Source organism: Phycicoccus sp. Soil802, assembly GCF_001429605.1.
Classification (GTDB): Bacteria; Actinomycetota; Actinomycetes; order Actinomycetales; family Dermatophilaceae; genus Pedococcus.
In genome coordinates this window covers 243,123-266,719 of sequence record NZ_LMSS01000005.1, presented here as the reverse complement: position 1 = coordinate 266,719, position 23,597 = coordinate 243,123, and the positions used below count along the sequence as shown (strand labels likewise).

Annotated in this window: 22 protein-coding genes; 10 read left to right on the top strand and 12 right to left on the bottom strand. The window is 71.7% G+C overall.

Annotation, left to right across the window (positions count from 1 at the left end; all coding sequences use genetic code 11):
- Positions 1 to 142: 142 nt before the first annotated feature.
- From ASG91_RS12360 to ASG91_RS12340, 5 genes are all read left to right on the top strand, one after another.
- Positions 143 to 1,609 carry an ABC transporter ATP-binding protein gene (locus tag ASG91_RS12360; protein ID WP_235545591.1) on the top strand — a complete coding sequence of 489 codons (1,467 nt, stop codon included), beginning with the start codon at positions 143 to 145 and terminating at the stop codon, positions 1,607 to 1,609.
- Positions 1,606 to 2,724, top strand: coding sequence for an ABC transporter permease (locus ASG91_RS12355; RefSeq protein WP_200961294.1), 1,119 nt, complete (start codon positions 1,606 to 1,608; stop codon positions 2,722 to 2,724). Before ASG91_RS12360 ends, ASG91_RS12355 begins: the two co-directional genes overlap by 4 nt.
- A complete protein-coding gene (locus ASG91_RS12350; RefSeq protein WP_056922933.1) occupies positions 2,721 to 3,986 on the top strand; it encodes an ABC transporter permease in 1,266 nt (421 codons plus the stop codon). Before ASG91_RS12355 ends, ASG91_RS12350 begins: the two co-directional genes overlap by 4 nt.
- A gap of 78 nt (positions 3,987 to 4,064) precedes the next feature.
- Entirely contained in the window at positions 4,065 to 4,463 is a 399-nt protein-coding gene (locus ASG91_RS12345; protein WP_256363727.1) for a cytidine deaminase, read from the top strand.
- Positions 4,464 to 4,665: 202 nt separating this feature from the next.
- On the top strand, positions 4,666 to 5,955 hold the full coding sequence (locus tag ASG91_RS12340; RefSeq protein WP_056922932.1) for a thymidine phosphorylase: 1,290 nt from the start codon (positions 4,666 to 4,668) through the stop codon (positions 5,953 to 5,955).
- On the opposite strand, the gene ASG91_RS12335 is transcribed toward ASG91_RS12340, so the two are convergent.
- Both ASG91_RS12335 and ASG91_RS12330 read right to left on the bottom strand, forming a co-directional pair.
- A complete protein-coding gene (locus ASG91_RS12335; RefSeq protein WP_056922931.1) occupies positions 5,936 to 6,898 on the bottom strand; it encodes an alpha/beta hydrolase in 963 nt (320 codons plus the stop codon). The genes ASG91_RS12340 and ASG91_RS12335 overlap by 20 nt on opposite strands.
- 75 nt (positions 6,899 to 6,973) lie before the next feature.
- Positions 6,974 to 7,573, bottom strand: coding sequence for a TetR/AcrR family transcriptional regulator (locus tag ASG91_RS12330; protein WP_056922930.1), 600 nt, complete (start codon positions 7,571 to 7,573; stop codon positions 6,974 to 6,976).
- Between the two features lie 101 nt (positions 7,574 to 7,674).
- On the opposite strand from ASG91_RS12330, the gene ASG91_RS12325 reads away from it, so the two are divergent.
- Positions 7,675 to 8,040, top strand: a complete 366-nt coding sequence (locus ASG91_RS12325; protein WP_056922929.1) for a cupin domain-containing protein — start codon at positions 7,675 to 7,677, stop codon at positions 8,038 to 8,040.
- Complete coding sequence (locus ASG91_RS12320; protein WP_371262048.1) at positions 8,037 to 9,215, top strand: adenosine deaminase; 1,179 nt, start codon at positions 8,037 to 8,039, stop codon at positions 9,213 to 9,215. Before ASG91_RS12325 ends, ASG91_RS12320 begins: the two co-directional genes overlap by 4 nt.
- A 12-nt stretch (positions 9,216 to 9,227) precedes the next feature.
- Here ASG91_RS12320 and ASG91_RS12315 read toward each other — a convergent pair whose 3' ends face one another.
- Positions 9,228 to 10,052: an RDD family protein gene (locus tag ASG91_RS12315; RefSeq protein ID WP_082592356.1), complete on the bottom strand. Its 825-nt coding sequence runs from the start codon at positions 10,050 to 10,052 to the stop codon at positions 9,228 to 9,230.
- Between the two features lie 22 nt (positions 10,053 to 10,074).
- Between ASG91_RS12315 and ASG91_RS12310 the strand changes: the two genes are divergently transcribed.
- A complete protein-coding gene (locus ASG91_RS12310) occupies positions 10,075 to 11,070 on the top strand; it encodes a stage II sporulation protein M (protein ID WP_056922928.1) in 996 nt (331 codons plus the stop codon).
- Between the two features lie 16 nt (positions 11,071 to 11,086).
- Here ASG91_RS12310 and ASG91_RS12305 read toward each other — a convergent pair whose 3' ends face one another.
- The 9 genes from ASG91_RS12305 to deoC all read right to left on the bottom strand — a co-directional run bounded on the left by ASG91_RS12305 (position 11,087) and on the right by deoC (position 20,790).
- Entirely contained in the window at positions 11,087 to 12,379 is a 1,293-nt protein-coding gene (locus ASG91_RS12305) for a DUF58 domain-containing protein (RefSeq protein ID WP_056922927.1), read from the bottom strand.
- Positions 12,379 to 13,443 carry a MoxR family ATPase gene (locus ASG91_RS12300; protein WP_082594137.1) on the bottom strand — a complete coding sequence of 355 codons (1,065 nt, stop codon included), beginning with the start codon at positions 13,441 to 13,443 and terminating at the stop codon, positions 12,379 to 12,381. The genes ASG91_RS12305 and ASG91_RS12300 overlap by 1 nt, the downstream gene beginning before the upstream one ends.
- The gene (locus ASG91_RS12295; RefSeq protein ID WP_056922926.1) at positions 13,440 to 14,693 is read right to left on the bottom strand and encodes a DUF4350 domain-containing protein; all 1,254 of its coding nucleotides are present in this window, start codon (positions 14,691 to 14,693) and stop codon (positions 13,440 to 13,442) included. The genes ASG91_RS12300 and ASG91_RS12295 overlap by 4 nt, the downstream gene beginning before the upstream one ends.
- Positions 14,690 to 15,334 carry a DUF4129 domain-containing protein gene (locus tag ASG91_RS12290; protein WP_157606330.1) on the bottom strand — a complete coding sequence of 215 codons (645 nt, stop codon included), beginning with the start codon at positions 15,332 to 15,334 and terminating at the stop codon, positions 14,690 to 14,692. The genes ASG91_RS12295 and ASG91_RS12290 overlap by 4 nt, the downstream gene beginning before the upstream one ends.
- Complete coding sequence (locus ASG91_RS12285) at positions 15,331 to 16,500, bottom strand: hypothetical protein (protein WP_157606329.1); 1,170 nt, start codon at positions 16,498 to 16,500, stop codon at positions 15,331 to 15,333. The genes ASG91_RS12290 and ASG91_RS12285 overlap by 4 nt, the downstream gene beginning before the upstream one ends.
- Before the next feature lie 143 nt (positions 16,501 to 16,643).
- Positions 16,644 to 17,252, bottom strand: a complete 609-nt coding sequence (locus ASG91_RS12280) for a uridine kinase (protein WP_056922923.1) — start codon at positions 17,250 to 17,252, stop codon at positions 16,644 to 16,646.
- An 89-nt stretch (positions 17,253 to 17,341) separates the two neighbouring features.
- Positions 17,342 to 18,262, bottom strand: a complete 921-nt coding sequence (locus ASG91_RS12275; protein WP_200961293.1) for an aldehyde dehydrogenase family protein — start codon at positions 18,260 to 18,262, stop codon at positions 17,342 to 17,344.
- Positions 18,259 to 19,707, bottom strand: a complete 1,449-nt coding sequence (locus ASG91_RS12270) for an aldehyde dehydrogenase family protein (RefSeq protein WP_056922922.1) — start codon at positions 19,705 to 19,707, stop codon at positions 18,259 to 18,261. Before ASG91_RS12270 ends, ASG91_RS12275 begins: the two co-directional genes overlap by 4 nt.
- 66 nt (positions 19,708 to 19,773) lie before the next feature.
- Positions 19,774 to 20,790, bottom strand: a complete 1,017-nt coding sequence (deoC, locus tag ASG91_RS12265; RefSeq protein WP_056922921.1) for a deoxyribose-phosphate aldolase — start codon at positions 20,788 to 20,790, stop codon at positions 19,774 to 19,776.
- A 280-nt stretch (positions 20,791 to 21,070) separates the two neighbouring features.
- Here deoC and ASG91_RS12260 point away from each other — a divergent pair, with 280 nt between their 5' ends.
- Positions 21,071 to 22,237 carry an HNH endonuclease signature motif containing protein gene (locus tag ASG91_RS12260; RefSeq protein ID WP_056922920.1) on the top strand — a complete coding sequence of 389 codons (1,167 nt, stop codon included), beginning with the start codon at positions 21,071 to 21,073 and terminating at the stop codon, positions 22,235 to 22,237.
- A 349-nt stretch (positions 22,238 to 22,586) separates the two neighbouring features.
- On the top strand, positions 22,587 to 23,582 hold the full coding sequence (locus ASG91_RS12255; RefSeq protein ID WP_157606328.1) for an LPO_1073/Vpar_1526 family protein: 996 nt from the start codon (positions 22,587 to 22,589) through the stop codon (positions 23,580 to 23,582).
- The last annotated feature ends 15 nt before the right edge of the window (positions 23,583 to 23,597 follow it).

Sequence of the window (23,597 nt, the reverse complement as noted above, 5' to 3'; positions counted from 1 at the left end):
TTGCGCCACCCGCCCGCGATGCCGCGGGCCCGGACCAGGAGTGTGAGCCATCACCGCCTCCCCAGCGCTGACCCCGACCTCGACCTCGGAAGGTGGTGCCCCGGCCGTCGAGCTGGAGGGGATCACCAAGCGGTTCCCGGGTGTGGTCGCCAACAAGGACATCACCTTCTCGGTGCGACGTGGCACGGTCCACGCGATCGTCGGGGAGAACGGCGCCGGCAAGTCCACCCTGATGAAGATCCTCTATGGCGTGCAGCGCCCGGACGAGGGCACCATCAAGGTCAACGGGCAGGTCGTCAACCTCCACTCGCCGTCGGACGCCATCGCGGCGGGGATCGGCATGGTCTTCCAGCACTTCATGCTGGCCGACAACCTCACCGTCCTCGAGAACGTCGTCCTCGGCGCCGAGAAGCTGCACGGCATCGGTGACGGCGCGCGCCGCGAGATCAAGCGGATCTCCGACGCCTACAAGCTCGACGTCGACCCCGACGCGCTCGTCGCCGACCTCGGCGTGGGCGCCCGCCAGCGGATCGAGATCCTCAAGGTGCTGTTCCGCGGGGCGCGGACCCTCATCCTCGACGAGCCGACCGCCGTCCTCGTGCCCCAGGAGGTCGACGAGCTGTTCGACCAGCTGGCCGAGCTGAAGGACGAGGGCCTCACCGTCCTGTTCATCTCCCACAAGCTCGACGAGGTGCTCAAGGTCGCCGACTCGATCACGGTGATCCGCCGCGGCACCACCATCGACACGGTCGACCCCAAGGCGGTCAACGCCCGTCAGCTCGCCGAGCTGATGGTCGGCTCCGAGCTCCCGTCACCCACGACCGAGGAGTCCACGGTCACCGACCGGGTGCTGCTCCGGCTCGAGGGCATCACCCTCGGCGGTGGCACCGGCCGCCCGGTCCTCGACGACATCTCGCTGACGATCCACGCCGGCGAGGTGCTCGGGATCGCGGGGGTCGAGGGCAACGGGCAGGCCGAGCTCGTCGAGGTGATCATGGGGATGCGCGAGCCGAGCGCCGGCGAGGTGTTCCTCGGCGACACCGACATCTCCGACTGGCACGTGCGCGAGATCCGTGAGGCCGGGGTCGGCTACATCCCCGAGGACCGGCACCGCCACGCGCTGCTCCTCGAGGCCCCGCTGTGGGAGAACCGGATGCTGGGCCACCAGACCGAGTCCCCCAACGTGAAGGGCCAGCTCATCGACGCGGCCGCCGCGAAGGCCGACACCGAGCGGATCGTCAAGGACTACGACGTCCGCACCCCCTCGATCTTCGTGACCGCCGGCTCGCTCTCCGGCGGCAACCAGCAGAAGCTCATCATCGGCCGCGAGATGAGCCACAAGCCCAAGGTGCTCATCGCCGCCCACCCCACCCGGGGGGTCGACGTCGGCGCCCAGTCGAGCATCTGGGACCACATCAGGGCCGCCCGTCGCGAGGGCCTGGCCGTGCTCCTGATCTCCGCAGACCTCGAGGAGCTGATCGGCTTGTCCGACACGATCCGCGTCATCCTGCGAGGCAGGCTCTCGGGTGACTTCGACCCCGACGACGTCACGGCAGAGGACCTCGGTGCCGCCATGACGGGCGCCGGCGAGAAGGAGGAGTCGCGGTGAAGTCGCTCAACGTGCGTCGCATCCTGATGAGCCTGGCCGCCCCCGTGCTGGCGCTCGTCGTTGCGTTCATCGTGACCTCGCTGGTCCTCGTCGCCGTGGGCGACCCGGTGGGCGACGTCTGGAAGACCATCCTCGCGGTGCCCAAGCCCCGCCAGACCGTCAACATCATCAACGCCGCGTCGGTCTTCTACCTCTCGGCCATCGCGGTCGCGGTGGGCTTCCGGATGAACCTCTTCAACATCGGGGTCGACGGCCAGTACCGCGTGGCAGCCTTCGCTGCGGCCATCTTCGCCGGCCAGGCCTGGCTCCCCGGGTGGCTCAACATCCTCGTCGCCATCCTCGTCGCGATGGTGGCCGGTGGGCTGTGGGCCAGCATCGCGGCATACCTCAAGGTGAAGCGTGGCGTCTCCGAGGTGATCTCGACGATCATGCTGAACGCCATCGCCACCGGCGTGGTGAGCTGGCTCCTGCTCAAGGTGTCCAGCCGCGGAGAGGGCTCCAACAGCATCGAGACCAAGACGATCCCCGAGTCCTCCCAGCTGGAGGGGTTCAAGCTGATCCCGGGGGCGACCAACCGGGTCTACACGCTGCTGATCCTCGCAGTCCTCGTCGGCTTCCTCTACTGGTTCGTGCTCAGCAAGACCCGGTTCGGCTTCGACCTGCGCGCCACCGGCCGGTCCGAGAGCGCCGCCGTCGCGAGCGGCGTCAACGTGCCCCGCATGGTGATGACCGCGATGATCGCGTCCGGCGCGCTCGCGGGGCTCGTGGGCATGCCGCTGCTGTTCGGACAGGACCACAACTACGGCACGACGTTCCAGTCGGGACTCGGCTTCGCCGGCATCGCGATCGCCCTGCTGGGGCGCAACAACGCGGTCGGCATCGGCTTCGCCGCGCTGCTGTGGGCGTTCCTCGACGTGCAGTCCAACGCGCTGCAGATCCAGGCCGACGTGGCCCAGGAGCTCGTCAACATCATCCAGGGCGTCATCCTCTTCGCCGTCGTCATCGCCTACGAGCTGATCCGCCGGGCCGACAAGCGGATCGAGCAGACCAGGGTCGCGCGCGAGCTGGCGGCACAGCGGCAAGCCGCCCCCGCCACGGAAGGAGCCCCGGCATGAGCGCCACCGGACTCGAGGTCGGCACCCAGGCCGTCGCCGACCGCCCGAAGCGCCGCCGGTTCGGCCTGCGCGAGTGGTCCATCGTGGCCATCGGCGCGATCGCCGTGATCTCGGTGCTGCGCCTGGTGACCGGCGCCGACGACATCGCCTCGTCCGGTGCCCTCGCGGCCGCCATCGGCCTCGCCGTGCCGATCGGCCTCGCCGGTCTCGGTGGTCTCTGGTCGGAGCGCGCCGGTGTGGTCAACATCGGGCTCGAGGGCATGATGATCCTCGGCACCTGGGGAGCCGGGTTCTTCGGCTACCACATGGGCCCGTGGGCGGGCGCCCTCGGCGCGATCGTCATGGGGATGCTCGGTGGGCTGATCCACGCCGTCGCCACCGTCAGCTTCGGGGTCGACCACATCGTCTCGGGTGTCGCGATCAACATCATCGGCCTCGGCGTCGCCAAGTACCTCGCCGCCCGGTTCTTCAACGGGCTGCCCGGTGGTGGACCGACCCAGTCGCCCCCGATCGACTCGCTCCCGGACTTCACCATCCCCGGGGTGTCCGACGGGCTCGGCACGATCGAGAAGAAGGACTGGTTCTTCGTCAGCGACGTCGCCGCGGTCCTGCGGGCCCTGTGCACCGACGTCTCGATCCTCACGATCATCGCGGTGCTGCTCTTCGTCGCGACCTGGTGGGTGCTGTGGCGCTCCGCGTTCGGGCTGCGGCTGCGGTCCGTGGGTGAGTCCCCGGTCGCGGCGGAGTCGCTCGGCGTCAACGTGCTGCGCTACAAGTTCCTCGCCGTGGTCGTGTCCGGTGGCCTGGCTGGTCTCGGTGGCGGGTTCCTCGCCCTCGTCGCCGCCAACATCTACCGCGACGGCCAGACCGGTGGCCGTGGCTACATCGGTCTCGCCGCCATGATCTTCGGCAACTGGCGTCCCGGCGGGCTGCTCACCGGCGCCGCGCTGTTCGGCTACACCGACGCGGTCCAGCTCCGCGGTGGCGCCACGGTGCACGCGTTCCTGCTGCTGTTCGCGGTCCTGCTCGTGGCCATCGGCGTCTGGCAGATCGTCCGCAACCAGCGGGTCGTCCAGGGCGGTCTCGCGATCGTCGTCGGCGTCCTCGTCGGCTGGTGGTACTTCGCCGTTGACGCCGTGCCCGCCGAGCTCACCGGCACCACCCCCTACGTCACCACGTTGCTGGTCCTCGCCTTCGCCTCCCAGCGACTGCGGATGCCCGCGGCCGACGGCCAGATCTACCGCAAGGGCGAGGGGCACTAGGTGTGCCCTGACCCAGGGACGGAGGGGTATGCCGCGGAGCTGGCCGCGCGGCATACCGCACCTCCTGCTCCGGAGGACGTGGACTGGGACGCCTTGCGCGCCAAGGCGATCGAGATCATGGGCAAGGCCTACGCGCCGTACTCGAACTTCCCCGTCGGGGTCGCCGGGATCGTCGACGACGGTCGGGTCGTCGTGGGGTGCAACGTCGAGAACGCCGCCTACGGCGTCGGGCTGTGTGCCGAGTGCGGCATGGTCTCCGAGCTGCACGCGACCGGTGGCGGCACGCTCGTCGCGGTCTCGTGCGTGGGTGGTGACGGGCAGCCGCTGATGCCGTGCGGGCGCTGCCGCCAGCTGCTCTGGGAGAACGGCGGCCCCGAGTGCCTGCTGCTCACCCCCGAGGGCGTGCTGCCGATGCGTGAGGTGCTGCCCCAGGCGTTCGGCCCCGACAACCTGACCGCGGCGCGCCACCCCGCCTGACCCCGCGCGCCGCCCTCCCCGAAGGACTCGGCGTCCCCGAGAGGCTCGGCGCCCCCCGAGAAACTCGGCCAATCGCCCGGTTCTGTGGGCTCTTTGCGCCTCGTGACGTCGAACTCGGCCAATTGGCCGCGTCCAGTCCGGGGCGGACGTGGGACGCCCGCGCGGATGGTCGGGGCCGTCGCCGGTCTGACACGATGGCCCCATGAGTGAAGCCTTCGATGCCGTCGACGTCATCATCGCCAAGCGGGGCAAGGGCGAGCTGTCCGATGCGCAGATCGACTGGGTCATCGACGCCTACACGCGCGGTGCCGTGGCCGACGAGCAGATGTCGAGCCTCGCGATGGCCATCCTGCTGAACGGCATGAACCGCCGGGAGATCTCCCGCTGGACCGGCGCGATGATCGCCAGCGGTGAGCGGATGGACTTCTCCGGGCTGTCCCGCCCGACGGCCGACAAGCACTCGACCGGCGGCGTGGGCGACAAGATCACCCTGCCGCTGGCGCCCCTCGTCGCGGCGTGCGGCGTCGCCGTGCCGCAGCTGTCAGGGCGCGGCCTCGGCCACACCGGCGGCACCCTCGACAAGCTCGAGTCGATCCCGGGCTGGCGGGCGGCGATGAGTAACGAGGCGATGATGCAGCAGCTCGAGGACGTCGGTGCGGTCATCTGTGCCGCGGGTGACGGCCTGGCCCCGGCGGACAAGAAGCTCTACGCCCTGCGTGACGTGACCGGCACCGTCGAGGCGATCCCGTTGATCGCCTCCTCGATCATGAGCAAGAAGATCGCCGAGGGGACCGGCGCACTGGTGCTCGACGTCAAGGTGGGCAGCGGCGCGTTCATGAAGAACGTCGACGACGCCCGCGAGCTGGCCCGCACGATGGTCGACCTCGGCACCGACGCCGGCGTGAAGACCGTGGCGATGTTGACCAACATGCAGGTGCCGCTCGGCCTGACCGCAGGCAACGCCCTCGAGGTGCGCGAGTCGGTCGAGGTGCTGGCCGGCGGCGGACCCGAGGACGTGGTCGAGCTGACCCTGGCACTGGCCCGCGAGATGCTCGCGTGCGCGGGTCGTGAGGACGTCGATCCGGCCGACGCCCTCAAGGACGGTCGCGCCATGGACGCGTGGACGGCGATGATCCGCGCCCAGGGCGGAGACCCGGACGCGACCCTGCCGGTGGCCAGGGAGAGCCAGGACATCCTGGCCCCCGCCGACGGGGTCCTCACCCAGCTCGACGCCCTCAAGGTCGGGGTCGCCGCGTGGCGGCTGGGTGCCGGCCGGGCCCGCAAGGTGGACCCGGTGCAGGCCGGGGCCGGCGTGGAGATGCACTACAAGCCGGGAGCCACGGTCCGGGCCGGCGAGAAGCTGCTGACCCTGCACACCGACACGCCGGACCGGTTCGACCGAGCCATGGAGTCACTGGAGGGCGCCTTCACGATCGCCCCCGAGGGCTCGCGACCCGACCTGCTGCCGTTGGTCATCGAGAAGATCGCCTGACGCGGTCGGCGGCCGCGGCCGCGAAGGCCGCCACCCGTTCGACGACCTCGGGACTCCACAGCACCCGGCGGTGACCGCGACCCTCGGTCGCCATCAGCCGGGCGTCGTGCCACGCATCGGTGATCCGCACGCCCGCGGCGAACGGCGCCTCCTGGTCGCTGCGGTCGTGGACGACGAGCAGGTGGGGCAGGGACGGGCGACGGGCCGCCATGGTGAGCAGGTCGAGCTCGGCCACCGGTGTGCCCACCCGCCGCTCGGCGCGACGCACCATCACCTGCTGGGACCGGGGGCCGACCCCCAGCGCCGCCGAGAAGACGGGCAGCATCGCCTCGACGCCGTCCGGTGGCGCGACGAGCACGAGCGAGTCGGGCTGCACGCCCAGCCCGAGCGCGTGCACCGCGGCAAGGCTTCCGGCAGAGTGCGCCACGACGAGCGTGGGGCGGCCGAACTCGGCGACGACCGCGGCCAGTCCCTCGGCCATCTCCAGGAACGTCGTCGAGCGACCCCCGTGCACCCCGGGTCCGGAGTCGCCGTGGCTCGGCGCGTCGAACGCGACCACGCACAGGCCGCGGTCGACCAGCGGCTGGACGTGGGCGCCGAGCTGCTGCCACCAGCCGCCCCACCCGTGCACGAGGTATGCCGTGGGGTTGCCCCAGTCGCCGTACACCCGTCCGCGCACGGTGCCGTGGGCCCACTGCACGGCGAAGGGCTCACCGCCGGCCGGGGTCCGGGCCGCCCGCACCGCTGCGGCCGGGCTCGCCGGCAGCCGGAACCAGAGGCGCTCGGCCAGCAGCCCGCCGAGCGCGGGGGACCGTCGCTCGAGCTGGGCGAACACCCTCCGCAGGGCGGGCGAGCCCGGGAGACCCGTGGCCGGAACCGCTGCGTCGACCGTCGGCTGGGTGACCTCAGGAGTGAAGGCGGTAGCGGGTTGGGGGAGCGTCACGAAACGATCGATCGTGCTTTTTTGAACGGACATGTCTGGACCTCTCTGCGTTTCCGGGATTCTGTGGGTGGGTGCTCAGCTGCGGATGTGGTCGAGCAGGCGGTCGAAGGCGTCCTGGGCCCGAGCCGCGGCGGCCGGGTCGTGGAGCAGGCGCGCCGAGAAGGCGTACCCGAGCATGATGGCGAGCAGGTCGTGGGCGAAGGCTGCCGCGTCGGTCGACTCGCGGAACTGACCCTCGGTCACGCCGCCGCGGACGATCGTCTCGATGGTGTCGAGCAGGTCCCGCTCGATCTGCACGACCTTGGTGCGGACCGGGCCCTCGGGCTCGTCGTCGTACTCGCTGGCCACCGAGATGAAGATGCACCCGCCGGGCAGGGCGTAGTCGGCGTAGCCGCCCCAGCCGAGCCACCGGTCGAACAGCGTGCGCAGGCGGGGCTCGCCCCGGGGCTCCTTGAGGGCTGGCCGGATGACGAGCTGGGTGAAGGCGTCGGCCGCGTAGTCCATCACGGCGGTCTGCAGCCCCTCCTTCGACCCGAAGTGCGCGAAGAGACCGCTCTTGGACATCTCCATGGCCTCGGCCAGGCCGCCGATGGTGATGCCGCGCAGGCCCACCCGGCTCGACTGCGCCAGCGCCACGCGAAGCACCGAGTCGCGGGTCTCGTCGCCTTTGCTCACCAGCCAATAAAAGCACGACCGTTCGCACTGGTCAACCGCCTTTCCGAGGCTGGCCTCGCGGGCGCCAGGCCCGGGTGGAGAGGCGGCACTAGGCTGGCCTGGTGCCTGAGCTCATCGCGACCCCCACGACCATCCCCGTCCCCGGCGGCAAGATCATCGACGAGCACGTCGGCCGGGTGAACACCGGCAGCGAGGCTGTCTCGGTGGCCCACATGAAGGCGCCGGCCGCCTGGACCGAGCCGTTCCAGGCGCCGGACTTCGACGAGATCACCCTGGTGATCTCGGGCACCGTGCTGGTCGACCACGACGGCGGTCAGCTCCGCGTCGAGGCCGGCCAGAGCATCGTGACCCGCGCCGGCGAGCGGATCCGCTACTCCACCGGGTCCGAGGGCGCCGAGTACGTCGCCGTGTGCCTGCCGGCGTTCAGCCCCGAGACCGTCAACCGGGACGAGGAGGAGGGCGCGTGATCTTCGGTCGCAAGGGGTCCAAGGACGACGACGACACCTCGGGCCTCGAGGACCAGGTCCTGCGCGCCCCCAAGGCGCTGCTGCACGACCACCTCGACGGTGGGCTGCGCCCCCAGACGATCATCGAGATCGCCGACCAGGTCGGGTATGCCGGGTTGCCGGCGTCCGACGCCGACAGCCTCGGCGCGTGGTTCCGGGACAGCGCGGACTCCGGGTCGCTGGTGCGCTACCTCGAGACCTTCGACCACACCCTGGCGGTCATGCAGACCACCGAGGGCCTGCGCCGGGTCGCTCGCGAGTGCGTGCTCGACCTCGCGGCTGACGGCGTCGTCTACGCGGAGAGCCGCTATGCCCCGGAGCAGCACATCTCCGAGGGGCTGGTGCTCGAGGACGTCGTCGAGGCCGTCAACGCCGGGTTCCGTGAGGGCGAGGAGCTGGCCGCCAAGGCGGGCACCCCCATCCGGGTGACCGCGCTCCTGACCGCCATGCGGCACGCCGCCAAGAGCACCGAGATCGCCGAGCTCGCGGTCCGCTACCGCGACCAGGGTGTAGCGGGGTTCGACATCGCCGGGGCGGAGGCGGGGTTCCCTCCCACCCGGCACCTCGACGCGTTCGAGTACCTCCGTCGCGAGAACGCCCACTTCACCATCCACGCGGGTGAGGCGTTCGGCCTGCCGAGCATCTGGGAGGCGATCCAGTGGTGCGGCGCCGACCGGCTCGGGCACGGTGTCCGGATCGTCGACGACCTCACCGTCGGTGACAAGGCCTTCGGCGACGACGTCGCGGCCTCGGTCGCCGCCGACCTGGACGACGTGCACCTGGGCCGCCTCGCGGCATACGTGCGGGACACCCGCATCCCGCTCGAGATGTGCCCCAGCAGCAACGTGCAGACGGGGGCCGCGGAATCCGTTGCGCTGCACCCGATCTCGCTGCTCAAGCGACTGCGTTTCCGGGTCACGGTCAACACCGACAACCGGCTCATGAGCGGCACCTCGATGTCGCGGGAGATGGGCCTGCTCGTCCAGGACGCCGGGTGGACGGTCGAGGACCTGCGCTGGGTGACGATCAACGCCATGAAGTCGGCGTTCATCCCGTTCGACGAGCGCCTCGCCATCATCGAGGGCATCGTCAAGCCCGGCTATGCGGCCCTGATGGAGCCGGTCCAGCAGGACTGAGGCGCGTCCGCGTCAGGGAGCGAACTGGTCCGGGGGCAGCAACCGGGCGAGCCGCTGGTCGTCGCGGGCCAGCCGCTCGGCGTCCCTGCGACGACGGTCGGCGATGACGGCAGCGAGCACGTGCTCGGCGTGGAAGCCCACCGGCGGCGGGGGCGAGACGTGCGGCAGCACCGAGCGCAGCAGGGCCTGGCCGAGCTCGTGGCGAGAGGCCGGGTTGAGGCCCTGTGCCCGCCCCAGGAACTGCCGGACGGCGATCGCCAGGCCGGGCGGGAGGGCGGCCAGGTCGGCGCCGGCCGCCCACTGGGCCAGGGGCGGCGGCATGACCGGCGGCGGGAGCAGCCGCAGTGACGCCCGTTGCGACACCACGTAGGTGCCGGCCGCCATGTCGCCGAGCCGCTTGGCCCGCGGGCTGACCAGGGCCGCCACCAGGGCACCGGAGCCCAGGAGCAGGTAGATCTCGGGCCACCCCACCAGGGCGCGGGTGAGGGCGTGTCGCGCGGTGATGGGTCCGCCGTCGTCACGCACCACGCGCAGGCCGAGGGCGAGCTTGCCCAGGGTGCGCCCGCGGGTGAGCGTCTCCACGACGGCGGGGAGGGCGACGGTGACCCCGACCACCAGCAGGATCGACACCGTGCGGGCCACCGCCGACGAGGTGCCGCCGAAGACGATGCCGACGAGGATCGCGCCCAGCACCAGGACCACCGCGGCGACGAGCAGGTCGATGACTCCCGAGGCCGCCCGCGAGGGCACCCCGGCGATCGGCAGCTCGACGGCGACCCCCTCGCCGGTCACCATGTCGTCGCCCGCGTAGCTGCGGTAACCGGCCCCCGTGCTCATGGCCGAAGCATAGAGTGGCGGCGTGGACCTGGATGCGTACGTCGCCGCACGCAGCCGCTACTGGGGGCGCCTGGAGGAGCTGGCCAGTCGACGTCGCCTGACCGGCGCCGAGGGCGACGAGCTGCTCGACCTCTACCAGCGGGTCTCGACCGACCTGTCGGTGGTCCGGTCAGCCACTCCCGACCCCTCGGTGGTCTCGTACCTGTCGATGCTGCTGACCCGGGCGCGGGTCACCATGGTGGCCACCAAGACCACCACCTGGTCCGACCTGCTCGGCTTCTTCACCCGCACCTTCCCGGCTGCGCTCTACCGCACCAGGTGGTGGTGGGTGACGACGGCGCTGTCCAGCGTGCTGGTGATCGCGCTCGTGGCGGCCTGGACGCTCCGGCACCCGGAGGTCTACACCAGCCAGCTCACCCCGGCCGAGATCAACGCCTACGTCGGCACCGACTTCGAGCACTACTACAGCGAGTTCCCGCACCACGAGTTCGCCACCCTGGTGTGGGTCAACAACGCCTGGGTCGCGGCCCAGTGCATCGCGCTCGGCGTGCTGGGCCTGCCGGTGCTCTACGTGCTGTTCAGCAACGTGCAGAGCGTCGGGGTCATCGCCGCGCTGATGATGGCCAACGACCGCACCAGCCTGTTCTTCGGGCTGATCCTGCCGCACGGGCTGCTCGAGCTCACCGCCGTGTTCGTCGCCGCCGCGGTGGGCCTCCGGCTGTTCTGGTCGTGGGTCGAGCCCGGCCCGCGGACGCGCTTGCAGGCCTTCGCCGCGGAGGGTCGCACCGCGGTCGCCATCGCGCTGGGGCTGGTGGCCGTGCTGCTGGTCAGCGGCACGATCGAGGGTTTCGTCACGCCGTCCGACCTGCCCACCTGGGCGCGGATCGGGATCGGCGTGGTGGCCGAGTCGACCTTCCTGGCCTACGTCTTCGTGGTCGGCCGCCGCGCCCACGTCGCGGGCGTGACCGGCGACCTCGACGCCCGCGACGTCGGGGACCTCGAGATCGTCGCCGCCTGAGTCAGACCCGCCTGGGTCAGAGCAGTCCCTGCCGCTTCAGCATGAGGTAGTGGTCGGCGAGCCGGACCGGTAGGAGCTCCGGTGGCTCGTCGAGCACGTCGACGCCCAGGTTGGCGAGGGCCGCGGCGGTGCGTCGGCGCAACGCCGTCGTCCGCTCAGCGGCGGCCGCGTCGTAGACCTCGGCCACCGTGCTGCGGGCCGTGCGCATCCGTCCGACGGCCGGGTCCGCGACCGATGCGACGACGACCCGGTGGTGAGCGCTGAGGGACGGCAGGACGGGCACCAGCCCCTGCTCGACGGCTGAGGACTCGAGCGGCGTGAGCAGCACGACGAGGGCCCGCTGCGTGCCGAGCCGCTGGATCTCGGTCGCCAGCAGACCCCAGTCGGCCTCGACCAGCCTGGCCTCCACCGGAGCGAGCGTGCTGATGGTGTCGTGCAGCAGGGTGGCCCGGTCGGCCCCGGCGACCCGCGCCTGCACCACGCGGTCACCGGCGAGCACCTGCACGCGGTCGCGGGCGTGGCCGGCCAGGGCGGTCAGGAGGAGGGCGGCGTCCATGGCGGCGTCGAGTCGCGGTGCGTCGTCGACCCGGCCGGCGGAGGTGCGCGAGGTGTCGACGACGATGACGATCCGGCGGTGCTGCTCCGGCTGCCAGGTGCGCACGACGAGGTGCTGGCGGCGAGCCGTGGCACGCCAGTCGATGCTGCGGACGTCGTCGCCCTCGACGTAGTCACGCAGGCTGTCGAACTCGGTGCCCTGTCCGCGGGTGCGCAGCGCCGCCCGGCCGTCGAGCTGGCGGAGCACGGCCAGCCGGCTGGGCAGGTGCTTGCGGGCCGGGAACGGGTGCAGGGTCCGCAGCCGTCCGGGCACCTCGAAGGAGCGCTGTCGCGCTGCCAGCCCCAGCGGCCCGGCCGAGCGGACCGTCACCCGGTGGGCGACCCGGTCGCCGCGGCGGGTGGGGTGCATGGCGGTCGTGATCCGCACGCGCTCGCCAGCGGCGAGGTCGAGGGGGTGCCGGGTGGTCTCGGCTCCGGCCGAGGGCGGCCACGCGTCGCGGATCGCCCCGCGCACCCTGCGCCGGCCGCTGTTGGTGGCCAGCACCGAGGTGGCGGTGTCCTCACCGAGGCGCACCTGGCCGGGCCCCTCGCGGGTCAGGGTCAGCCCGCGCGGCGAGGGCGCGAGCAGGACGTCGAGCCCGATGAGCACCACCATGACGACCCACCCCCACCGCACCGTGTCCCCCTCCGGCCACACGGCGACCGGCACCAGCCCCAGGAGGGCCAGCGCGACGGCGCGGTAGGTCAGGGACATCAGCGCGGGACCGGCACCGCTCCGAGCGCGCTCTCGAGGACGGCGGTCACGCTGACGCCTTCGAGCTCGGCCTCCGGGCGCAGCGAGAGCCGGTGCGCGAGGGTGGCGTGGGCGAGCGCCTTGACGTCGTCGGGGGTCACGAACCCGCGACCGTTGATCCAGGCCCACGCGCGAGACGTCGCCATCAGCGCCGTGGCACCACGGGGGCTCACCCCGAGGGCGAGCGACGGGGAGTGCCGGGTCGCCCGGGCGATGTCCACGATGTATGCCGTGACCTCGTCGGAGATCTCGACGGTGCGGACCGCTTCGGTGCCGGCGGCGAGGTCGGCGACCGAGGCGACCGGACGAAGCCCGGCCGAGTGCAGGTCGCGCGGGTCGAAGCCGGTGGCGTGCCGACGCAGGACCGCGATCTCGTCCTCGCGCGGCGGCAGGGGGAGGGTGACCTTGAGCAGGAACCGGTCGAGCTGCGCCTCCGGCAGCGGGTAGGTGCCTTCGTACTCGACGGGGTTCTGCGTGGCAGCGACCATGAACGGCTGCGGGAGCGGGTGGGCCCGGCCGTCGACGCTGACCTGGCGCTCCTCCATCGCCTCCAGCAGGGCGGACTGCGTCTTGGGGGGTGTGCGGTTGATCTCGTCGGCCAGCAGCAGGTTGGTGAAGACCGGGCCCGGGCGGAAGGTGAAGTCACTGTTCGCGGCGTCGTAGACCAGTGAGCCGGTGAGGTCGCCGGGCATCAGGTCGGGGGTGAACTGCACGCGCTTGGTCTCGACGTCGAGGGCCGCGGCAAGGCTGCGCACGAGCAGCGTCTTCGCCACGCCGGGCACGCCCTCGAGCAGGATGTGCCCCTGCGCCAGCAGGGCGACCAGCAGGCCCGCGACCGCGGCGTCCTGCCCGACGACCGCCTTGGCCACCTCGGCGCGCACGGCGAGCAGGGCGGCTCGCGCGTCCGGGGCGGCTGCGGGGGGACCGGCCGCCGCCGACGGGGGAGTGACGGCGGGGGCCGGTGCCGCGCCCGCTGCGGGCGCGTCGAGGTGGGCTGGCGGCGGGAACTCGTGCTGGTCGGTCATGACGTACGGACTCTCTCCTCGAGGTCGGCCAAGGCATTGGCCAGGGTGTGCAGCTCGACATCGGTGGTGGGCGGCGGGCCGGCGAGCAGCGCCGCGACCTGCGTCGGCGGCATACCGGCTGCGGCTGCGGCAGCAGCCTGCACGGCCTCCACGGCGTGCGGCGGCAGCGCGAGCCGTCGCGCGAGCCGCTCGGTGCTGCCGAGCCGGAGCACCGCCGCGGCGCGGCCCCGGTCACGGGCCCGGCGGTAGATCCGCCCGCGGCTCTCGGTGGTCTCGACCGCGCGGACGACGACCGGCAGCGGCTCGGTGACCAGTGCGCCCATCCGGCGTCCGCGCACGAACGCGAGGACGACCACCGCGGTGCCGAGGATGACCGCCGCCGGGGTGAGCCAGTCCGGCCAGGCGGACAGACCGGCCCCGCCCGCGCTCGCGAGGTCGCCGATACCCGGCTGGTACCAGACGAGGCGCGGCGAGTGGCCCAGCGCCCGGACGGCCAGACCGGCATGGGACTCCTCGCCCACGAACCGGTTGGTGAGGCCACTGCCGACCCCCACGGCGACGACCTCGGGGTGTTCGGCGCCAGCGGGCACGGTGGCCAGGGCGGCGCCGAAGCCGAAGTCGGCAGGGGCGGCCTCGTCGTCGCCCCGCGGGTTGGGCAGGGCGAAGCAGAGCGTGGCCGCAGGACCGCCGCCACGGTTGACGGGCACGAAGCGGGTGTCGACCACCGACGCGGTGTCGTCGGGGCGGGCGACCGTGGAGCGGCAGCCGGCCGTGACCGTCACCTGCGCGCCGAGGTCGCTGGAGGTGAGGGGCAGGTCGAGCGTGGCCAGCTGCTCCGCCGTCGGCGCGACCAGGACGAGCCGGTCGGCCTCGGACGTCGCTTCCCCCAGGAGCTCGGTGCTGTCGCTGCCGAGGTGGGCGGGATTGCCCACGACCACCGTCGTGCCCGGCCCGGGGTCGACGTCGAGGAGCTCGTCGACGGAGCGGACCACCTCGACCTCCACCCCGTGGTCGCGCAGCACCTGGACGAGGACCCTGCCGCCCTGGGGTCCGGCCTCGTCAGGGTCGAGGACCTGGTCGGGAGCACTGGTGGACAGGGCCATGGCTGCGAGGGCCGCCACCCCGATCGCGACCACGAGGGCCCACACCACCCGGCGGCGCACCCGCGTGGCGAGGCCGGCGCGGGCCGGCAGGTCGGTCACCGCGTCCGTCGGTGCCGTCGAGGTGGCGGCGGGGCCGGAGTCGGTCACGGGCCGACCAGCTGGCCGAGGGTCGGGCGGGACGCGAGCAGGGCGGTGTCGAGGTCGGCGGCGGCCACGGCCCGGGCCTGCGTGGTGTGCCGGTGACCGTAGCGGACCGCGTCGAACTCCGTCGCGCTCGCGGCCAGCGACTCGGCGTGGGCGGGAAAGACCAGCTCGAGCGCGAGGGCGACCTCGTGGGCGGTGCGTCCGGGCAGGTCGGTCAGCAGGGTGCGCTCCACGGCGGAGGCGGCCAGGGCGCGGTAGCTGTCGAGCAGGACGGCGTCCCAGTCGCCCCGGGTCCTCGCCGCGGCGGCGCGGGCCCGGTAGTCGGCGGCGCTGAGCCCTTCGTCGTCGAGCACCGCCTTGCCTGCGCGGCCGCCTCGGGTCGACGGCTCGGCCCTGAGCAGGCGGGCCACCACGAGCGCGACGACGGCGAGGAGCACCACCACGACGAGGGCGGCGCCCCAGGCGGGGATCAGCCCCGCCCCCGGCTGGCCGGTGAGGAGGTGCTGCAGCCACTCGACGAACCGCTGCCAGACCGAGGGCTCGGTCGTGTACCGCCCTTTGGCCAGCTCGTCGAGCACCCACTGCCGGGCCTCGGGCGAGCTCGGGTCGAGCGGTGGCCCGGCGAACACGGAGGATGGGGTCATCTCGCGGCGGTGGCTCCCGGCGCCTGACCGGCGGCGTCAGCCTGGGCTGCGGTGATCAGCTGGACGTCGAAACCTTCCCGGCGGATCCGCTGGTCGACGTAGAGCAGGGCGTCGACGCCGGCGGTGAACGGCGTGGTGAGGGCGCCGGTGAGCAGCCCGGTAAGGCCCGCCACGATGGCCTGGAAGACGTAGAGGTTCTCCGGGTCTCCCGTCGCGACGGCGCCCACCCCGCCGATCAGGCCCAGCGGGAAGGCGACGATCTGGGCTGCGAGGCCCACGATGAAGCTGGTGAGCAGCCGGATGCCGAAGACCCGCCAGAACTGGCTCCCAGAGGTGAGTCGCCACGACCGCGCGACACCCTGTCCCACGCCGACCTTCTCGAGGACCACGGCGACCCCGACGAAGGCCAGCCGGGTGGACAGGAACAGCACGAGCAGGACGGCCACGAGGCCGGCCAGGACCGCGAAGAGGATCGCCCCGACGAGCCCCGAGTTGTCGTAGGAGGTGGCCGCGCTGACCACCGCGATCACCGGCAGCACGAGGATGACGGCGAGGGCCAGCAGGATGGCCAGGCCGGTGACGAGGGTGGCCCCCACGAGCGGCAGCAGCCGAGCTCGGGTGCCCTCCCAGGTCTGGCCGGCGGTGACCTTGCGCCCCATCACGGCCTGGCTGATGACGAACGCGACGAACCCCGTCAGCAGGACGGCGGAGGCCGACGTGCCGAGGGACGGGACCAGGGAGCCGAGCGCGCCGGCCAGCGGCACCGGGTCGGAGGCCGACGACGGGTCGAGCTCTATGTCGAGGGAGTCCTTCGAGGCCACCCAGGCACCGAGCGCGGTGGTCGGCACGAGGAAGATCAACGTCGTGACGAAGGCCAGTCCCATGGTGGCGGCGACGTTGCCCCGGATCGCCTTGATGACGGCTCCGTAGAGGTCGCCCAGGTTGAGCGGGCGCAGCGGGATGATCCCGGGCCGGAACTCCATCGCGGGGTGCCCGCCCCACGGCTGCTGCCCGTGCGTCGCCATCCCTGGTCCAGGGGGCGGCTGGGGCGCGGTCAGGGGCTGTGCCGTGGGCACCGCCTGGTGTGTCGGGTGCACACCCGGCGTGGTGCCCTGCGGCTCCGCGGGGCCACCGGTGCCCGGAGCCACCCACTGTGGGTCGGTCATGTGCGTAGTCTCCCCCTCGCTGACGTGCTGGAACCCTAACCGACGGAGGTGTCGTCCGGGTGCCGAGCCGCGAGATTGGGCGAGGCTCGGACGGCCGGTGGCCACGCGGCATACCGGGGCGTGGTGGTCGCCCGGCCGGCGGGTCAGCGGGCCAGGGCGGACAGCAGCGGCTCGAGGTCCTTGGCCCGCGCGGAGACGGCGCCCAGGGACTCCTGACGGGCCACGACCCGCGGCTCGTCGCGCATCAGCGCCAGGCCGCGGCGCACCAGGGTCCAGGGCGGCTTGCGGTGCTCGGACAGGTCACGCAGCAGGCGCCAGACGAAGGTGACCACCCGGTGGTGGTGGACGCAGTAGGCGCCCGCGAGCAGGCCGCGCTCGCGCAGGTCGGCGATGATCTCGGCCGCGAAGATGCCCTCGGCGAGGACCAGGTCGTGGGGGTCCGCCCGCACGGTCGTGGTGTCGACCGCCCGGCTCAGGGAGATGTCGTAGACCGGGGTCCGGACCTCCCCCGTCGCCACGAGGGTGCTCAGCGCGTCGACCGCGGCCTGCCGGTTCCAGGAGTCGGGGTGGTCCCAGTCGACGATGCCGAGCTCCTCGCTGCGCGGCATCGCCGGGTCGTCCTCGTCCCGGTAGAAGTCGTCCAGCCGCACGATCGGCCAGCCGTGCGCGCCCTGGAGCCGGGCCGCCAGCCGGGACTTCCCGGCGCCGCTGGGACCGGCCAGGACGACCACCCGGGCGGTGGTGGTGGTCATGCCGCCCCTCTCGTCGCCGGTTCGATGTGAACGCGCCGGAGTCTGCCGGCGCGTTCACATCGAACGGACGGAGTGCCTGGGGTCAAGGGTCAGCGACCCTTGGGGTGCCAGACCGTCTTGGTCTCGAGGAACGACGTGATCCGGCCGAGGTCCGGAGTGGTCGACCAGTCGGGCTCGACCGCGCCGGAACCCTCACCTGCGGGTCGGACGACGCGCTTGAGGTTCTCCGCAGCGGCCAGCTCGAGGTCGCCCCAGCTCACGCCGTCGGCGTCGGCGGCACCGGTGAGGTCGATGGCGTTGACATCGCGGTGCGACGCCAGCCACGGGGCCACCTCGGCGGTGCGCCCGGTGATGAGGTTGATGACCCCACCCGGGACGTCGGAGGTGGCCAGCGCCTCGGACAGCGTGATGGCCGGCAGCGGTCGCAGCTCGCTGGTGAGGACGACCGCGGTGTTCCCGGAGCAGACCACGGGGGCCAGCACCGAGACGAGGCCGAGCAGGGAGGAGCGCTGGGGGGCCAGGACGGCGACGACACCGGTCGGCTCAGGCGCGGAGATGTCGAAGTACGGGCCTGCGACGGGGTTCAACCCACCCAGGACCTGCGCGAGCTTGTCGGTCCACCCGGCATACCAGACCCAGCGGTCGATGGCCTGCGAGACGATCGTCTCGGCCCGGCGCTCGGCCACGCCCTCACTGGCGCGCACCTCGGCGACGAACTGGGCCCGACGGCCCTCCATCACCTCGGCGACGCGATAGAGCACCTGACCGCGGTTGTATGCCGTGGCGCCGGCCCAGCCGGCGAAGGCACCCCGGGCGGCGACGACCGCGTCGCGGGCGTCCTTGCGTGAGCCCTGGGCGGCGTTCGCGAGGAACTTGCCGCGGCCGTCGACGACCTCGTAGGAGCGGCCGGACTCGGAGCGGGGGAACTTGCCGCCGATGTAGAGCTTGTAGGTCTTGCGCACGTCGACGCGTGCGTCAGTGCCTGTCGACCGCGTGGCGGTGGGGCTCACTTGCTGTCTCCCGTCGTGACGTAGGCGGCCAGGCCGTGCCGGCCACCCTCGCGGCCGTAGCCGGACTCCTTGTAGCCACCGAAGGGGCTGGTCGGGTCGAACTTGTTGAAGGTGTTGGCCCAGACGACACCGGCGCGGAGCTGGTCGGCCATCCAGAGGATGCGCGAGCCCTTCTCGGTCCAGATGCCGGCGGACAGGCCGTAGGGCGTGTTGTTGGCCTTGGCGACGGCCTCGTGCGGGGTGCGGAAGGTGAGGACCGACAGGACCGGCCCGAAGATCTCCTCCTGCGCGATGCGGTGGGTCTGGCTGACGCCGGTGAAGACCGTCGGCCGGAACCAGAAGCCCTTGCTCGGCAGCGCGCAGCCGTTGTCCCAGCGCTCGGCACCCTCGGCCTCGCCGGCAGCGGTGAGGTCGACGATCCGCTGCAGCTGGGCCTTGGAGTTGATCGCTCCCACGTCGGTGTTCTTGTCCAGCGGGTCGCCGACGCGCAGCGTCTCGAGGCGGCGCTTGAGCCGCTTCTCGACGTCGTCCGCGATGTTCTCCTGGACCAGGAGGCGTGACCCGGCACAGCAGACGTGGCCCTGGTTGAAGAAGATGCCGTTGACGATGCCCTCGACGGCCTGGTCGAGCGGTGCGTCGTCGAACACGATGTTGGCGGCCTTGCCACCGAGCTCGAGGGTGGCCTTCTTGCGGGTGCCGGCGATGGAGCGGGCGATCATCTTGCCGACGCCGGTCGAGCCGGTGAAGGCCAGCTTGTCGATGTCGGGGTGGTCGACGATCGCCTGTCCCGTGGCGCCGGCGCCGGTGATGATGTTGACGACGCCGGGCGGTAGGTCGGCCTGCTGCACGACCTCGGCGAAGAGGAGCGCGGTCAGCGGCGTGGTCTCGGCCGGCTTGATGACCACGGTGTTGCCGGTGGCCAGGGCGGGCGCGATCTTCCAGGCCAGCATGAGGATCGGGAAGTTCCAGGGGATGACCTGGCCCACGACCCCGTGGGGCCGGGGGTTGGTGCCCAAGCCCGCGTAGTCGAGCTTGTCGGCCCAGCCGGCGTGGTAGAAGAAGTGCGCCGCGGCCAGCGGCACGTCGACGTCGCGGCTCTCCTTGATCGGCTTGCCGTTGTCGAGGCTCTCCAGGACGGCGAACTCGCGGGCGCGCTCCTGGAGGATGCGGGCGATGCGGAAGAGGTACTTGCCGCGGTCGGCACCGGACATCCGACCCCAGGCGCCGTTGTAGGCGCGGCGGGCCGCGGCCACGGCGCGGTCGACGTCTGCCTCGCTGGCCGAGGTCACCTCGGCGAGGACCTCCTCGGTGGCGGGGCTGATCGTCTTGAAGGCGGAACCACCCTGCGACTCGGTGAACTCACCGTTGATGAACAACCCGTAGGAGGGCTTGATGTCGACGACGGCGCGGGACTCCGGCGCCGGTGCGTACTCGAACTTGGCCATGGCTTGGGGTTCCTCAGGATCCGTCGGGTGCGGGGGGCTGCTGGGGGCTGCTGGGGGCTCGCACGGTCAGTACAGGCTGGGCGAGTCGTCGGTGACGTAGTCGGCGCCGGAGTAGGCGCCGATCGCCATCCGCTGGCGTTGCAGGAGGAGGTCGTTGAGCAGGCTGGAGGCGCCGAACCGGAACCAGTGCGGGTCGAGCCAGTCGTCGCCGGCGATCTCGCTGACCGTGACGAGGAACTTGAGCGCGTCCTTGCTCGTGCGGATGCCACCGGCCGGCTTGACGCCCACCATCTCGCCGGTGAGGTCGCGCCAGTCGCGGACCGCCTCGAGCATGATCAGCGTGACCGGCAGGGTGGCCGCAGGGGAGACCTTGCCGGTGGAGGTCTTGATGAAGTCGCCGCCCGCCAGCATCGAGAGCCAGGACGCCCGACGGACGTTGTCGTAGGTGACCAGCTCGCCGGTCTCCATGATGACCTTCAGCCGGGCGCGGGTGCCGTCCGTGCGAACGCAGGCCTCGGCGACCTCGGCGATCTCGCGGAACACCGTGAGGTAGTCGCCGGAGAGGAACGCACCACGGTCGATGACCATGTCGATCTCGTCGGCCCCGGCCGACACGGCGTCGCGGGTGTCGGCCAGCTTGACCGGCATGAGTGCCCGACCGCTCGGGAAGGCGGTGGCCACGGCAGCGACCTTGACGCCGCTCTGCCCCAGGGCCTCCTTGGCGGTGGGGACCATGTCGCCGTAGACGCAGATCGCGGCGGGTCGAGGAGTGGCCAGGTCGGTGGGGTCGGGAGTGATCGCCTTCGCGCACAGGCCGCGCACCTTGCCGGGGGTGTCGGCGCCCTCGAGCGTCGTGAGGTCGATCATCGAGATCGCCAGGTCGATGCCCCACGCCTTCGAGGTCGTCTTGATCGACCGCGTGCCCAGCCCGGCAGCACGCGCCTCGCAGCCGACCTGGTCGACGCCCGGGAGCCCGTGCAACCAGCTGGTGAGGGCCGCGTTGGTGAGGCGGGAGACGCCGAGGAGATCGCGCGCCCTGGCCGTCGCGTCGACGGAGGGGGCCGCAGCTGTGGGGGTGCTCACCGACCAATCCTATCCGTGTGCCCGGGTGGGGGGAGTCCCCGGATGTTCCCCTGGTCGGAGGGGCTTCGGCGTCCTCAGTCGGCCGGGCCGGCCTGCTCAGTCGGCCGGGCCGGATCCTGTGGACATCGGAGTCGCGCGCCTCGCCCTGTGGACAGCGCGTGCGGTATCGGCGCCGGATCTGGTGGCCATCCCGGCGTGCGAATCGGATTGTGTACCAACAGGTTTCGTAGCCGGTGGGTTGTCAGACCCGGCCGGTAGGTTCGGTGGCATGGATCGGGGGATGACATTCGAACAGCGCCGCACGGCTGTCCAGGACGCCTGCGCCGCGCTGACCGGGATCGACGCCGAGCTGTGGTCCGCCGACGGTGCCGGGCTGGGCGAGTTCGCGGGGCTGCTCGACCAGCTCGCGGTGCGGGCCGACGCGGCCCGGGTGGACGTGCTCCGCGAGGCCACCGACCGGGGTGAGACCGGGGCGGGCCGGTCCGGCGGGTCCGCGTGGCTGCTGGACCACTGCCCGGCCCTGCGGGCGGGCGGGTCCGCGCGGGTCGTCCGGGTCGCCGAAGCCGCCACCGACGACCGGTATGCCGCCCTCGTGGCGGCGGTGCGTGAGGCGCGGGTGCCGCTGGTGACCGCGGTCGTGGTGGTCGAGGAGTTCGACCGGCTCGCCCCGCGGCTGGCCCCCGGGGCGCACGGCCCGGTGATGGACGGGCTGGTCGACGTCGCGTCGTGGGGCCGGCCCAAGGACGTCCGCGGGCTGCGGGAACGACTGGTCGCCAAGCACGGCGCGGCCGGGGAGCTGCAGGCCGAGCACGACCGGGCGGGTGAGCGGCGGTCGTTGTCGCAGCCGTTCGCCGACGGGACCGGGCTGTTCGAGTACACGATGGTCGTCGACACCGAAGCCAAGACCGTGATCGAGGCCGCCGTCCAAGGATTGTCCGCGCCCCGCCCCGCGCAGGGGGAGCCAGACCGGCGCCCGTCCGGGCAACGCCGGATGGACGTCCTGCTCGAGGTCGTCCGCCGCGGCGTCGCGTCCGCCGACGGGGTCGCCACCACCGACAAGGCGCAGCTGTTCGTGACCGTCACCCTCGAGGGCCTGACCGGCCGCACCCGCGCCGCCACCGTGGTCGGGTCCGGTGAGGCCGGGACCCTGCTGCCGCCGCAGACCGCCCGCAAGATCGCCTGCGACGCCGGGATCCTCCCGGTCGTGCTCAGCAAGGCCGGGCAGGTCCTGGACCTCGGCCGCAGGTTCCGGCTCTTCACCTCCGCCCAGGCCCGGGCCTTGTGGTTACGCGACCGCGGCTGCACCTTCCCCGACTGTTCGGTCCCCGCGACCTGGTGCGACGCACACCACCTGTGGCACTGGGCCGACGGCGGCCCCACCGACCTGACCAATGCGGCTACTCCTAAACCAGCCCTCTGTGAGGCTGCAGCAACCAAGCCTCGTTGACGCGCGTCCAATTGCCCGCGATCGGCGGGGCATGGCCCCGACGTCGGAGTGCAGGCCATGGCAGGATGGCTTTTAAGAAGGGAGGGGCCATGGATTGGTTCTTTGATGGTCTAGGCACCATGCTCATCGGCTTGGTTCTTGGAGGGTCAGCTGGCGGCTTCATTGGGTGGCGAGTCGGCATCAATAGCACCCGCCAATCGCAGCGTGGGGGTGACCGGTCGAGGCAAACCCAGGTCGGGCGGGACTACACCGAGGGGCCTAAGCAGTGATCGTACGGGGACAGGGGCAAAAGGCTGGCGACAATTCGAGCCAGGTCCAAGTCTCTGGCGATTTGGTAATTGTCCAAGGGGTGACAGAAGATCGTGCTCGGGAAATTGCGCGAGAGAGCGCACGTGAGGCAATAGATGGGTACACGGTAGAGGCGCAAACTATTGCGGCGGAACGCATCGCGCGGTTCGACGGCATCCTTATTGATGGTTTGGCGAGGCAAGGGCTACTTGGCGCTATGGCGGACCCGGCGTTCCAAGTCGCTCTGCGAAAGGCTCAAATCGGCGCAGCGAGTACCGAGCGCGACAACGACTACGACATCCTTGCTGCTTTGATTGAGGATCGTGCCAAACGTGCAGACGATCGGCCGGTTCGGGCGGGAATTAATCGGGCGATCGAGATCGTCGACCAAATGGATTCGCAGGCACTCCGTGGCCTCACCGTCTATGCCGCAGCGGCCCAGTATTCGCCTCTGAACGGGGACGTGGATGAGGGTCTCGGCGCGATGGATCGAATGCTTGAACAGTTGTCCGAGGGTTTGGAACTGCCGTCGGGGCGGGCGTGGATCGAACATCTGGATGTACTCGGCGCAGTACGGCAGGACTCAATACAGTCATTCAAGAAGCTCGCTGACTACTGGACTGAAAAGACACCAGGCTATTTGTCCGTGGGCTTGCCTGCGGGCGCCGAGGAGGGGACTGCCGCGATTGCAGAGCTGCGGGACGTCCACCGGATCAGCGTCGCGCCGGTGCCACACACCTTCAAGCCAGGCTACGAGCGATTGCCATTCACGGGTAGCAACGGCTTTAGGTCGCTGCTGGTGGGAGCGGGCAAGTCCGATGCGGAAGCGGAGGCCGCCGCGGCGGTGGCGAGTTCGGCCTACAAACTGGACGAGCGCGACGACTCCCTAGTGCCTGCCTACCGCGAACGCCTTTGCACGCTCCCAACCCTGAACCAAATCGCTGGGTGGTGGGATGAGTTCGCAGTCTTCTTCAGCGTCACCCCAGTTGGTTCCGTGGTCGCGCGGGCGAACTCGAAGAGGCTCGACAAGGCTGGCTTCCTGCCGCCAATTGAGTAGGCGTGGCAGGTAAGC

Excerpts from the sequence above, each read along its gene's own strand:
- ASG91_RS12350 (WP_056922933.1), top strand. The coding sequence starts at position 2,721 with ATGAGCGCCACCGGACTCGAGGTCGGCACCCAGGCCGTCGCCGACCGC.
- ASG91_RS12340 (WP_056922932.1), top strand. The coding sequence starts at position 4,666 with ATGAGTGAAGCCTTCGATGCCGTCGACGTCATCATCGCCAAGCGGGGC.
- ASG91_RS12315 (WP_082592356.1), bottom strand. The coding sequence starts at position 10,052 with ATGAGCACGGGGGCCGGTTACCGCAGCTACGCGGGCGACGACATGGTG.
- ASG91_RS12305 (WP_056922927.1), bottom strand. The coding sequence starts at position 12,379 with ATGTCCCTGACCTACCGCGCCGTCGCGCTGGCCCTCCTGGGGCTGGTG.
- ASG91_RS12300 (WP_082594137.1), bottom strand. The coding sequence starts at position 13,443 with ATGACCGACCAGCACGAGTTCCCGCCGCCAGCCCACCTCGACGCGCCC.
- ASG91_RS12290 (WP_157606330.1), bottom strand. The coding sequence starts at position 15,334 with ATGACCCCATCCTCCGTGTTCGCCGGGCCACCGCTCGACCCGAGCTCG.
- ASG91_RS12285 (WP_157606329.1), bottom strand. The coding sequence starts at position 16,500 with ATGACCGACCCACAGTGGGTGGCTCCGGGCACCGGTGGCCCCGCGGAG.
- ASG91_RS12280 (WP_056922923.1), bottom strand. The coding sequence starts at position 17,252 with ATGACCACCACCACCGCCCGGGTGGTCGTCCTGGCCGGTCCCAGCGGC.
- ASG91_RS12270 (WP_056922922.1), bottom strand. The coding sequence starts at position 19,707 with ATGGCCAAGTTCGAGTACGCACCGGCGCCGGAGTCCCGCGCCGTCGTC.
- ASG91_RS12260 (WP_056922920.1), top strand. The coding sequence starts at position 21,071 with ATGACATTCGAACAGCGCCGCACGGCTGTCCAGGACGCCTGCGCCGCG.